Origin of the sequence: Nostoc sp. CENA543 (genome assembly GCF_002896875.1) — a bacterium.
Taxonomy (GTDB): Bacteria; Cyanobacteriota; Cyanobacteriia; order Cyanobacteriales; family Nostocaceae; genus Trichormus.
Window position 1 is genome coordinate 6,819,065 of sequence record NZ_CP023278.1, and the last position, 12,262, is coordinate 6,831,326.

General features: G+C 41.3%; 9 protein-coding genes. 7 read left to right on the plus strand and 2 right to left on the minus strand.

Annotated features, from left to right (window positions below; translation table 11 throughout):
• Positions 1-328: 328 nt before the first annotated feature.
• Positions 329-3,472, minus strand: a complete 3,144-nt coding sequence (locus CLI64_RS28615) for a hypothetical protein (protein WP_103140368.1) — start codon at positions 3,470-3,472, stop codon at positions 329-331.
• Between the two features lie 448 nt (positions 3,473-3,920).
• Between CLI64_RS28615 and CLI64_RS28620 the strand changes: the two genes are divergently transcribed.
• The 7 genes from CLI64_RS28620 to CLI64_RS28650 all read left to right on the plus strand — a co-directional run bounded on the left by CLI64_RS28620 (position 3,921) and on the right by CLI64_RS28650 (position 11,380).
• A complete protein-coding gene (locus CLI64_RS28620; RefSeq protein WP_103140369.1) occupies positions 3,921-5,504 on the plus strand; it encodes a general stress protein in 1,584 nt (527 codons plus the stop codon).
• Between the two features lie 170 nt (positions 5,505-5,674).
• On the plus strand, positions 5,675-6,133 hold the full coding sequence (locus CLI64_RS28625; RefSeq protein ID WP_103140370.1) for a BON domain-containing protein: 459 nt from the start codon (positions 5,675-5,677) through the stop codon (positions 6,131-6,133).
• Positions 6,134-6,317: 184 nt separating this feature from the next.
• Positions 6,318-6,752, plus strand: coding sequence for a CAAD domain-containing protein (locus CLI64_RS28630; RefSeq protein WP_103140371.1), 435 nt, complete (start codon positions 6,318-6,320; stop codon positions 6,750-6,752).
• Between the two features lie 413 nt (positions 6,753-7,165).
• Entirely contained in the window at positions 7,166-7,570 is a 405-nt protein-coding gene (locus tag CLI64_RS28635; protein ID WP_103140372.1) for a hypothetical protein, read from the plus strand.
• A gap of 348 nt (positions 7,571-7,918) precedes the next feature.
• Positions 7,919-8,206: a hypothetical protein gene (locus CLI64_RS31795; RefSeq protein WP_225977450.1), complete on the plus strand. Its 288-nt coding sequence runs from the start codon at positions 7,919-7,921 to the stop codon at positions 8,204-8,206.
• Positions 8,169-8,945 (plus strand): extracellular solute-binding protein, encoded by a 777-nt coding sequence (locus tag CLI64_RS28645; protein WP_103140373.1) that lies wholly within the window; start codon positions 8,169-8,171, stop codon positions 8,943-8,945. The genes CLI64_RS31795 and CLI64_RS28645 overlap by 38 nt, the downstream gene beginning before the upstream one ends.
• Complete coding sequence (locus CLI64_RS28650; RefSeq protein WP_103140374.1) at positions 8,942-11,380, plus strand: hybrid sensor histidine kinase/response regulator; 2,439 nt, start codon at positions 8,942-8,944, stop codon at positions 11,378-11,380. The genes CLI64_RS28645 and CLI64_RS28650 overlap by 4 nt, the downstream gene beginning before the upstream one ends.
• Before the next feature lie 35 nt (positions 11,381-11,415).
• Here the strand turns inward: CLI64_RS28650 and CLI64_RS28655 are convergent, their stop codons facing one another.
• Positions 11,416-12,210 (minus strand): hypothetical protein, encoded by a 795-nt coding sequence (locus CLI64_RS28655; protein ID WP_103140375.1) that lies wholly within the window; start codon positions 12,208-12,210, stop codon positions 11,416-11,418.
• Between the last annotated feature and the right edge of the window lie 52 nt (positions 12,211-12,262).

Below are 12,262 nucleotides of genomic sequence, written 5' to 3' on the forward strand. Positions count from 1 at the left end.
AATAAACTGAGAGTAAATGTTAAAATCCCTGCTAATAAGAGTCTTTCTAGCATAATTTTCACTCCCCACACAACCAAATAATAAATTATACTTATGTTATAGTTCAGCATAATTTATCTTTATTTAAATAATGCGATCGCCAAAAGCAGAACGCAGTCTGTTACTGACTCAGTCTCAGAATATTCATTAACACTTCAATAATATTTGTTATATATGTCGCAGGTTAAGGCAGAAATTACGCAAAAATGTTTTTTTCTCAGCACAATATAAAATAACCCCAGTTTCCTGAAGAAACTGGGGTTATCAGTTGATATAACTAGATGTGAACTTATCCAGGTAAAGATAAGCCTGTGACAGCAATTACACCAGCAATTACACTGGCAACAAGGGAAGATAGAGCCGTACCGAATAACCACCATGCTGCACTAGCAACTGTGTCTCTGGTGGCTTCAGCCTGCTGTTTAGCTTGATGTTGAACTGCTTTGATGCGTCTTTGGGTTTCCTGTTGAATTTTTTCGGCGCGTTGCAGCACACTATCTCTTGCGGCTTCGATTTGGTTGATAATGCGGTTAGCGTCTTCTGGGGAAATATCCTCACGGGAACTGAGGATGGCAACTAGAGTATCACGGTTGAATTGACCAAGGCGATCGCCCAAAGCGGCAAATCCCACTTGTGGATCATCAAACAATTTTATGAAGTCTTGTCTAATACCCTCATAGCTGAGTTCTGGACGTTCCAAAGAGTCGAGATACTGACGAATCTTCACAAAGATTTGGTCAACTGCTGACTGGAATCTTTGTTGAACTTGCTGGATTTGCTGAACAATCGAGTTTCGTACTGACTCGATTTGCTCAACAATGCGGTTAGCTTCTTCTTCGGAGATATCTTCCCTTTGAGATAGCAACGCCACCATTGTCGAACGGTCAAATTTAGACAAGCGATCGCTGAAATTTTCCACTCCCAAACGCGGATCTTGCAAAAGCAATCTTAAATCTCGTTTGATACCTTCAGGATTGAGTTCGTCTTTATTGGTTTGACGCAGATAGTTTTCCAGATTGGTGACAAAATCTCCCACCCTTTGAGTAGTCCGCTTTGCTAAACTGCGGGGTGTTCTGATCATGTTGCCAATTGCCTCTTGTACTTGGTCAATGGTGCGATTAACTTGCTCTTCAGTTAAATTTCCCTGTTGAGTCAAGAGTTTGACTAAAGTTTCGCGGTCAACCTGCGCCAATCTTTCCCGCAAAGCTTCTACACCTTCTTGTGGCTGAGTCAGTAAGGTTTCTAAATCGCCTCTTATACCTTCGGGGTTGAGTTCTTCTAGGTTAGTATCCCTCAGATAATCACCAATAGCAGCAATAGTGCGATCGTATTGTTCTCTAGCTTGCTCTAATGCTGCTTGTGGTGCGTGTAAAACGTTATCCCTGACAGACTCTAGCTGATCAATAATTTGATTGATTTGCTCTTCGTCCAAATCTTGACGCTGACTCAGAAGTTGGACAAAGGTATCGCGATCGAACTGCGATAAACGGGATCTAATTTGTTGAATTCCTCCTTGGGGATCTGCCAACAATGCTTGAAAATCACGGCGAATACCTTCAGGATTTAACTCATCTTTGTTGGTATTGCGGAGATAATCTTCTACCTTTTGCCATAGTTGATTCACTCTGGCTGTGGCTTGTTCTTGCTGGTCTCTAGCTTGATTAGAGATATCATTGCATATACCTTCTAATTGACCCACAATCTTATTAGCTTCCTCTTCGCTAAAATCTTGCCGTTGCACAAGTATCTGCACAAAGGCTTCCCGATCAAATCCTTGTAAGAGGGTGCTAAAATCTATCGATTGATTATCTAATTCCCTTAACAGGTTGGTAAAGTCTTGCTGAATCGCCTCTGGGTTGAGTTGCTCTTTGCCGGTTGCACGTAAATAATTTTCAATGCGGAGGCGAATTTGTTGACCTTTTTCCACCTTTTCAGATTGCTGCACAGTTTCTAGAACTTCTTGACGGATACTATCCATCTGTTGCGCTATTTCTGTGACTCTGGCTTCACTGATGTCACCTCGTTGTTTGAGCCAGTTGCTAAAGTCACTCGGCTGGAGTTGTTCTAATTGCTGACGCACATTTGTCGGATCGGCTTGGGGATCATAGATAACTTCCGCAAATTCATCTCTAATAGTGATGCGGTTGAAATGCCAAGGGAAAGAATTCAGGATATAGTCTTTGACATCTGATTTGATGGTATTGTCTGTTGGTGTGGGGAATCTAGTGATAACTTGCTCGGTGGCTTGCTCTCTGAGTTGCTGGATTTCGTGGGTGATTTTCTCTACATCAATATCTTGCACTTTTTCTTTTAACTGTTGCAATTGATGGGTGATTTTTTCCACATCAATGTCAGCAACATCAACCCGCTCTAAAACAGCAGGAATAGCAGCAGTTACTCCATACTGCACAGCCTGTTTCAATACACCATTTCTACCGTTACCATTGCTGCTTCTGGCAGTAACTAATTGCTGTAATCTTTCACCTAATTTTTCTGAATTTAATTCTTCAGGAGTAGCAGATTTTAGCAAATTAATTACTTGTTCTGTAGGATTTTGACGAGCAGAAGTTTGTTGCCAAGCGGCGTTTAGTTGGTCGGCAATCTGATTGATATTATCCTGAGATAAATTTGTGTTCTTGCTAATCAAATCTACGAAAGTTTGGCGATTGATATTCTTGAGTAAATCACCATCTGCTAGCGATCGCCAATCAACATCACTGAGAATTTTATCAAATTGATGGCGAATTTCTGTTAAATCTAATTTGGGGAAGGGTAAAGATGCTAAAGAATTTTGCAAAGTATTGGTAATACTTGCGGCATCTAAACCAGCAGTTAATTCTCTTCTGACTGCGGCTGTAATTTCTTGTGCTGTGGAAACTGCTTGTTGCTGTGTAGCAGCAGCACCAATGGCTGTAGTTGCTGTTCCCATCAAGGATTGTAAACCAGAGTTGATGCTGCTGATGAGCGACCCAAGTAAAGAGCCGACTGCAAAAGAACCCAACCAAGCTACCAATAAGAAATAGGTAGACCAAATGACAACGCCAAGAATAGCTCCTAACAACGCACTGCTAATTAAAGTCAGTTTCACTGCTAAAAAGCAAGCGGTAAATAACGCCATACTAGCGGTAATGATACCCCATGTACCAACTTTAGCTTCAACTTTACGAATTTTTCTACCCAGGCTTTCTGATTCATCGTCATCATCGATATCAGTTCCTAAAGTTGATATTCTAGCGGCTACTGAAAGGTTAGTTAATAATAATTGGAAGGCGACTGCCATTAAAGTACCAGCTAATAAGGCTACTATGAACTTAGAAGCTGAAAGACCAAAAAATGGTTCTACTGGTACTATGACATCTGGCAATCTTGTCGTGGGTGTGATTCCGAAAGATAGCCAAGACTGTGTAAAAATACCTGTCAAAATTTGCCACATCGTATTTTTCTCTTCTACACAATAGATTCAAGGTCTATCTCTCAGTCTAAGTATCAGTTGTCTGGGGATTTCACTTTCTGGAGTAGGAATTTAAATTATCTCAGGTTAGAGTTTTTTGAATAGTAGTATTGCCAGATGATCCTAACATTTATAACTTTTACTTAAAGCGTCAAAAAAGATACTAATTAATTTTTGTTACGTCATCTAAATATATATTTAGTACGTTTATTTGCTCTATCAAATCCTTATTAGTGATGAACATTATCAATACTAATTGTGCAGACAATATTCTCTATATCTCTTGATAGAACCAGAAATTATCTCGCCAGATTGATGAAAAACAAATTTAAAAATGGTTCATTGAAAGTATTGATATCAAACTTTTCTCTATTTGTGAATGGATTTTTTTATCAGTAATTATTGTGTTGATTATCGGAGCAATTCAGACATGGTTGTAGGTATACATAGACGTTCTGTAGGTGTGTTTTCTCATCGCCGGGATGCGGAAGCGGCACTACATGAACTGAAGCAGTCCGGCTTTCCTATGGATCGAGTTTCAGTGATTGCACAAAGTGCAGATAGAGATGATGAGATTGCTGGTACTCCCGTGCAGGAGAAAGTCGGCAATAAAGCTGACGAAGGTGCAGCAACCGGAGCAATTTCGGGGGGAGTTTTAGGTGGTTTAGGTGGTTTGTTAGTTGGTCTTGGGACTCTAGCAATTCCTGGAATTGGCCCCATCATGCTAGCGGGTGCCACTGCCACTACCCTAGCCACTACCCTAGCCGGCGCAGGGATTGGTGCTGTGGCTGGTGGTTTACTAGGTGCATTGATTGGTTTGGGTATTCCTGAAGAACGCGCACGAGTTTATGAAGAGAGGGTGCGGCGGGGACACTATTTAGTCATTATCGATGGCACAGATGCAGAAATTTCTCAGGCACAGGCCATTTTACATCGCCGTGGCATTGAAGATTACGGTGTTTACGACCATCCCCATGAACAACGTTCTACTACATCTACTACAGATGTCGGCACTCGCAAGTATGCGATCGGTTATTTTCCGCAATTGGCAGATGCTGAAGCGGCAATTAACGATTTGCGGAATGCCGGTTTCCCTCTGAATCAACTCTCTTTAATCCATCGTGAACCCTTACAGCGTCCTTCTTTGACCGGTATTGACGTAACTAACCGTTTTGATCCCAATCGTTGGCGTTTGCCTCACGATCGCACCAGTTTCTACAATGAGCGCATCAATCATGGCGACTACATAGTTGCAGTCAGTGGTACAGATGCAGAACTGCAACGTGCAGCTGCCATACTGAATCGCCACAACATTCACCAGTGGCAAATTTTTGAGCCAGACACTCACACTAGTGTCCCCGTCAACACAAGGAAACGCTCCATTGGTGTATTTCCCCATCGTCGAGACGCAGAACTCGCATTAGCTGAGTTGCGGGACGCAGGTTTCCCGATGAACCAGGTTTCTTTAATTGCGAAAGATGCTGATAGTCATCGAACACCAGGTACAGGTAATAAAGCCGATGAAGGAGCTAAAGCAGGAGCTGCGACAGGCGGAGTTTTAGGCGGTTTAGGCGGTTTATTAGTTGGTTTAGGTGCCTTAGCTCTTCCAGGCATCGGCCCAGTCATTGCCGGTGGTGCAGTCGCAACTGCCTTGGCGACAACTTTAGCAGGTGGTGCAATTGGCGCAGCAGCCGGAGGAATCGTTGGCGGGTTAGTTGGTTTAGGAATTCCCGAAAACCGCGCCAGAGTTTATAGCGATCGCTTCCAAAGAGGTGATTACTTGATTATTGTCGATGGTACAGAAACACAAATCCAGCAAGCTGAAGCTATTCTCAGACATCGAGGTATTGAAGAGTTCGCCGTGTTTGATGCCACTGATGTAGATAGAGAACACCACTATCAAGACTTGAATCGCTCCAGAAACGAAGACATCGTGCGGACTGACTACCCAGTTACAGGCGATCGTCAAGATCCTGCGGTAGTAATTATCGACCATCGAGAAGGACAAATCTAACTAAAACATGGGAGAGGGGCGTAATACCAATTCAAAATTCAAAATTAAAGAATTGTTATTTTACAAGGGTTTCCGGGTGATTTTACAGTTTCCACTCATTCCCCAGCCCCCATTACCCAATCCCCAATCCCCAATACCCATTCCCCAAATTCACATCCAGAAGTAAAGACATGAAGAAGTTAACTCCTTTTATCATTAGTTGTGTTCTAGTAGTTGGTGCAGCAGCTTGTCAAGATACAGCCAAAACAACTGTAACTGCACCCGCACCAGACGAACAACCAACAGCACCCACTGCACAGGTGACACAAGAAGCTCAACAAGACGCGCAAAGTGAACTCCGCAGGAGACAACTGAACGAAGATATTCGCGCCCGTGAACAGCGTAATAATGCGACTGGTGGAGATAGAGAAAGAGCCGAAGGAGATCTGGCTAGTGAAGTGCGGTCAAAACTAGAGGCTAACATCCCTAATGGTCAATTAACAGTTAATGCCAAGGAAGATGGTACGGTGACGGTTTCAGGAACCGTGAACAACCAAGAGCAGTTAGCTAAAATTGAACCATTGGCGAAAGAAATTAAGGGTGTTACACAGGTAGTCGTTAATGCTACCGTCGCGCCACCAAACAGCTAAACTGACTCAGTGCAAACTTGCCGAAAGTAAGCAAGTGTAAATAAATATAGCTAATCATTAAAATAGTCAGTAGTTAACCCAGCTACTGACTTATCTTGATTGACATTTGACAACGCTCATGATTATGTTTATTTACATCATGCTCACTTAGAATAATTGTTTTGATTACCAAAATAGAAGAACTATGGAAACCGAACAACAACAAGCGGAATCCTTAAATGCCACTCTACCACAAGGCGCGATCGCACTAGCTAGCCCTGAGAATGGTCAGATCCAAAAGCTCCCGTCAGCTAGTAATACTAATGCTGAGTGGCAGCAAACAGCCAAACAAGTAGCTGACACTTTAGGAAAGCTACCTGATTATTTAGGAAGTTTCTATCAACAATATAAACAACCCATAATCACTGCCTTAATTATCTTATCAGTGGTAGTGACATTAAGGGTATTACTGGCCTTGATTGATGCCATCAACGATATCCCTCTATTATCACCCATTTTTGAAGTAATTGGCATTAGTTATTCCGGTTGGTTTGTTTTCCGTTATCTCATTAAATCTTCCACTCGCCAAGAGCTATTCTCGGAAATTAACACACTGAAAAACCAGTTTTTCGGTAATTAAATTCTAATGAAAATTCAGGAATCATAATCATAAAAATACTATCACCTGAATTTCTTACCTATAGCTTCAATTCAGAAACCCAGCTTGATGAATCAACTGGGTTTTTTCCTGAATACAATTAATACTAGTTATTAAGTAAGTTTTCAAAAATTACTACAACTCTATAGGACTCATATTTGATTCCTGAAAAAACTCAGTACACCTCTGTTACTTATTTTCCCGTTCCCTGTTAAGAGTTCCCTACCTACGCCAATAATTTCAATAATTAAGTAGGATTCCTATATATCTCTCAAGATAGAAAAGAATGATACATATTTGTCTAGTGATCAATACTAAAGATAGTAGATTTATAGTTGGCAAAAGCATAATCTAGTTCTCGAAGTTTTAACAATCTTTTTAACGAGGATAGATTTATGACTAATGAACAAAATAGAGCAATTGATTCACATGAGCGTGTAGAAGTAGATACCTACGATAGAGGCATTGTACCTGCGGAAACTGCTGCTCGTAGAGAAAGAGAAGGAGATTTATACAAAACACTCCCCACAGAAGAAAGAGAAGCAGACGCGCCTACAGATGATCAAACAGATGCTCAAAGTATCCGCACTACAGATGGCTATACAGTAGACAAAGAAGGGTTATTAAATAACTATGCTATCGAGCCGGAAATGTATTATGAAGTTCCAGGAGATGCTGCTGCTGTAACCGAAAAAGACACTGCTAATAGAATGGAAGAGTTAGCAGAAGTTAATGAAGACAAAGAAGGCGAATTAACTGAAAAAGATGATGTTAGAGGGAAAGGAACAGGTTTTATCTAAATCAAAGTTATCTCATCAGTAACATCGAATTCATAATTGCCGACCCCACAGATTTAATCTGGGGGTTTGTGCTGAAATGGGTAATGAGTGGTGAGTGATGAGTGCTGAGTAATGAGTAATGAGTAATGAGTAATGAGTAATGAGTAATGAGTAATGAGTAATGAGTAATGAGTAATGAGTAATGAGTAATGAGTAATGAGTAATGAGTAATGAGTAATGAGTAATGAGTAATGAGTAATGAGTAATGAGTAAAAATCCCAGTACCCAGTCCCTAGTACCCAGTCCCCAGTCCCCAATCTCTGGGAACGGGGATATTTAGCTGAAGAGAATCAATGTATTTTGGAACTAGTGGCAGAATGGCAGCAAAATACAGGCAGAAAAGTGAATTTAAAGTTGGTTTCCGATGATTTTATTGAACAATCATTATTAGAAGCCTGGAAGAATCCTTATAATGTAAATACTCCTGATATTGTATTTTCAATTACTTTTAATCAAATTATTGCACCTATACTGGCATGGGAAGATAAACTGCTTGATCTGTCTGACTTGCTTAATCCCATCGCGTCAACATCAAGATTTATACGGTTTGGGTTTGTGTATGTCTGCAAACGGCTTCGACACTATTGCCGCCTTTGAGCTGTTCTTGGATGCTCATAATGTAGCGATCGCCACCCATGCACAAGGATTGGTTATAGCAGATGCCAGTAACCGAAAGAATTTAATCAATGTTCTTACTGAATTCGTCGAATTTTATCGGCAGGGATATGTGCCGCCAGATACCATTGAATGGTCAGGTTCAGGCAATAATATTGCTTTTCTCAACCGTAAAATCTTGATGACTCTTAACATGACTTTATCTATTCCTAGGTCACAAAAATTAGAAAATAGTCAATATAACCGCAATGCTGCACAGCGATACCGAAATATTGGTACGTTAGCAGACTATCCCCAAAAACTTGACGGTACAACTTTGCAAGCTCCTAGAGTCCTCAATCAGATTATTGCTCTCAAACACCAGCGACAATCTCAACAAACCTGGGAGTTTCTGCAATATTTACTCAAACCAGATAATCTCCAGCGACTAGTTAACGGATTTAATGGCCGAATTTTACCAACCATGCCACAACTGTTAAACAATCCTCTTTGGCAAGATACTTCTGATCCTCATTCAACAGCAGATCTAGCTATCTACAATCGCTCTCGACTACCAGAAGATGACAAGTTACACCCGGTCTTCAGTCAGATTTATATGCAACAACTTTGGGCGCAAATCATTCAGAAAACACTGAAAAATCAGGCTTCACCCACCCAAGCTGCTGATTGGGGTATTAGGCAGATCCGCAAAATTTGGGAACGATTCGAGAACAAACTATGAGCATTTGGAATCGTAAAAGTTTACTGTATCAATTAGTCTATCGATTTTCTGTTATTTCTTGGATTACGACCGTATTAGTTGCTGTTAGTGCTTCCTGCTATTCCCGCTACAATTTACAAGGGGAAGTCGTCAGCCGCCTCAATAATTCCTTAGATTTCAAATCTAAAGAGTTGGACTATTGGGTTAACAATCAATTGCGTGATGTCCTTCACTTGGCACAGCAAACTGAAATTCGCGAGGCTGTACCAAAATTAATCGAACGGCAAAATTCCCAGGCTCGAACAATAGCTTATGATCGCTTACAAAAGTACCTGCATCAAACAACGCTCGTTAAGCCGAATCTCCGCAGTATTTGCATTACGGAAAATAGTGGCTATATAGTTTTCTGTTCAAGTTCTTCAACTCAAGATGAGCAATATTTACCTTTAGGCTATCCTATTACTTATCTTACACAAGAAAATTTAACTTCCATTACACCGAATTTTTATTTAAATCAACAGCGAAAACCAGCCATCACGATCGCGACTCCTTTAAAAGATAGTTCCGGGACTCAGATGGGGGCTTTGGTAATTGATCTGAGTCTCACAGAACTGCAAAATCTGTTGTTGGAAAGCACCATTAATAGCGAAACTCCAGCCATTTATTTAGTAGGAGAATCTAACCTAAATGCCGTTGCTTTTCTCAACACGGCGGCTGATAAGTTTCACAAGGGGAAGAAGTTACCTTCAGATTTACCACTCAAAAGTGAAGCTATCAAGCGCGCGATCGCTCAACAAAATGGTATGGCTTCTTACGATAACCAATATGGTGTGTTTGTCATCGGTGTGTATCGTTGGTTGCCTAAGTATAGTGTAGGATTCATTGCCGAAATCAGCCATAGGAAAGCTTTTGAGCCTGCTGATCGCTTAGGATTAAGCTTTGCAGTGTTCGGTTGTGTTACTTCTTTTCTGTTAATGTTGGCTATTTACTTCCTGTCTCGACAGATTACTGAACCGATTCAAAACATTAGTCAGGCGGCTGAACGTTTAACTCAGGGAGATTTAAATCAATATGTCCCAGTGATTACGCAAAATGAAGTCGGGATTCTCGCCCAGACTTTTAACACTATGGCCGAGCGACTAAAATTAGATCGGGAAAATTTAGAATTACGGGTGGCAGAACGTACCTTTGAATTAGCGGTTGCCAAAAGTCAGGCGGAGTCTGCTAACCAAGCCAAGAGCGAATTTCTGGCCAATATGAGTCATGAACTGCGGACTCCCCTAAATGTGATTCTTGGTAGTTGCGAAGTGCTGCTAGAAAAAGCCTTTGGGACACTGAACGCAGGTCAAGAAAATTCTATATTACTCATCGAAAATAGTGGACGACACCTTTTAGCAGTCATTAACGATATTTTGGATGTTTCTCAAATCGAAACTGGTTGTCTAGAATTGGAAATTTCTACTGTTTCCATTGCACATCTTTTTGAGTCTAGTGTGGCATTGGTCAGACAACAAGCAATCAAAAAAGAAATTCAACTATCAACTATTCAATCAAGTAACTACGAGTATATTACTGTAGACGAACAGAGGATGCGTCAGTTACTTCTGAATCTCCTCTCTAACGCCGTCAAATTCACCCCTATGGGTGGACAAGTGACTCTGGAGGTTCGTTTTGGGACTCTAGCATTACCGGACTTAGAGGTTGATGTTGTCTTTGCAGGTAATCAACCATCACCTGATGAGGAATTCCTGTATTTTTCAGTGAGCGATACTGGCATTGGTATCCCGAAATCTTTTCAAGATAAACTGTTTCAACCCTTCGTTCAAGTTGACAGTAAACTCAACCGCCACTATGAAGGCACCGGTTTAGGACTAACTTTGGTGAGGCAAATTGCCGAATTACATGGTGGTTCAGTGATTGTACGGAGCGAACTGGGAAAGGGCAGTTGTTTTACCGTCTATCTACCTCGCACTTGTTTGGCAATGGAAAATTCTTTGTCAGATCAGAATCCTGCATCAGAACTGCTAGCAACAGCAGCAACAGATGCACCAGAACCAGAAACCGATCATCCTTTAGTGTTGTTAGCTGAAGATAATGAAGCCAATGTCCTGGCGATTTCTTACTATCTGACAGCTAAAGGCTTCCGGTTGATTGTGGCGCAAGATGGCGAAGATGCGATCGCCATAGCCCAAAGTCAACACCCTGATATCATCCTCATGGATATTCAAATGCCAGGATTAGACGGTGTAGAAGCGATTAAACGCATCCGTCAAGATAGTCAACTAGCTCATATTCCTATTATTGCCCTGACGGCTTTAGCTATGTCCAGCGATCGCGAACGTTGTCTTGAGGCTGGAGCAGACGAATATATGGCTAAACCAGTGAAACTCAAACAATTGCAAACTACCATGCAACAATTGTTAAATATATCTCAACATCACAACCATGATCACTAGAGTTGCTAAATATAGCAGGAGAGAAAATCACTTAATTAACGCCACTTTTCATTCCACGCACCTGTGACATCAATACCACCAGGAACAAGTTTTAACTTTAATGAACCCCAAGCAAAGTTATTACAAAACGAGCCGAATTTAGTACCGCAAATATCCCCCGCACCATAACCATTAAAGGAACGCGTTCCTAAATGGGAGTAGGTACCACCTCCCCAATTACCATTACCAAACCAAGTGGTGTTTTTTAGTCCTACACGTAAAACACAACGCAAACCATCACCATTGCGACTGTCTGACAGGTCAGAAACTTGGTATTGATCAAAATATCCGCCACAAGTTGTTGGTCTAGGTAAAGGACTGTAGTTAGTGCTGTTAACTAATCGCCATTCTTCATTCCACGCACCAGTAACGCGAATGGCTGCACCACCGCCAAAAACTTGCACTCGTAAATTCCCTGGGAAGTTACCGTTAAAGCCTTCACCGTTACCGTGCATATCTGATGCAAAACCGACAAGGATACTACCTTGGTAGATGGCTTGTCCGACGTGGCGGTAAGTTGTTCCTCCCCAATTTCCTTCACCGTACCATGCTAATCGAGGAATTTTTGTCCCCGGTTTACCTTCGCTAAATTTGACGCAACGAATACCAAAGCCTTGACGATTATTGAGGGATCTAACGACATAAGTACGAAGATGAGGCCCACAACTAAAACTTTTTGCTGGAGCTAATTGTAAATCTTGTACTATTGGTACTTGGGCGAGTGCAGTAGTTGCCGTAGTTAAGGCTACCATACTACCTAGTGTTAAAGATTTAAGTCCTAAGCGAAACATGATACTTGTTGGATGTAGTAAAGTTTGTTGAGGTGTTGTTAAACACCTTCTG

What these genes read in the sequence shown, in the direction of transcription:
- CLI64_RS28615 (WP_103140368.1), bottom strand. Translation starts at nt 3,472, where the DNA reads ATGTGGCAAATTTTGACAGGTATTTTTACACAGTCTTGGCTATCTTTC.
- CLI64_RS28620 (WP_103140369.1), top strand. Translation starts at nt 3,921, where the DNA reads ATGGTTGTAGGTATACATAGACGTTCTGTAGGTGTGTTTTCTCATCGC.
- CLI64_RS28625 (WP_103140370.1), top strand. Translation starts at nt 5,675, where the DNA reads ATGAAGAAGTTAACTCCTTTTATCATTAGTTGTGTTCTAGTAGTTGGT.
- CLI64_RS28630 (WP_103140371.1), top strand. Translation starts at nt 6,318, where the DNA reads ATGGAAACCGAACAACAACAAGCGGAATCCTTAAATGCCACTCTACCA.
- CLI64_RS28635 (WP_103140372.1), top strand. Translation starts at nt 7,166, where the DNA reads ATGACTAATGAACAAAATAGAGCAATTGATTCACATGAGCGTGTAGAA.
- CLI64_RS28645 (WP_103140373.1), top strand. Translation starts at nt 8,169, where the DNA reads ATGTCTGCAAACGGCTTCGACACTATTGCCGCCTTTGAGCTGTTCTTG.
- CLI64_RS28650 (WP_103140374.1), top strand. Translation starts at nt 8,942, where the DNA reads ATGAGCATTTGGAATCGTAAAAGTTTACTGTATCAATTAGTCTATCGA.
- CLI64_RS28655 (WP_103140375.1), bottom strand. Translation starts at nt 12,210, where the DNA reads ATGTTTCGCTTAGGACTTAAATCTTTAACACTAGGTAGTATGGTAGCC.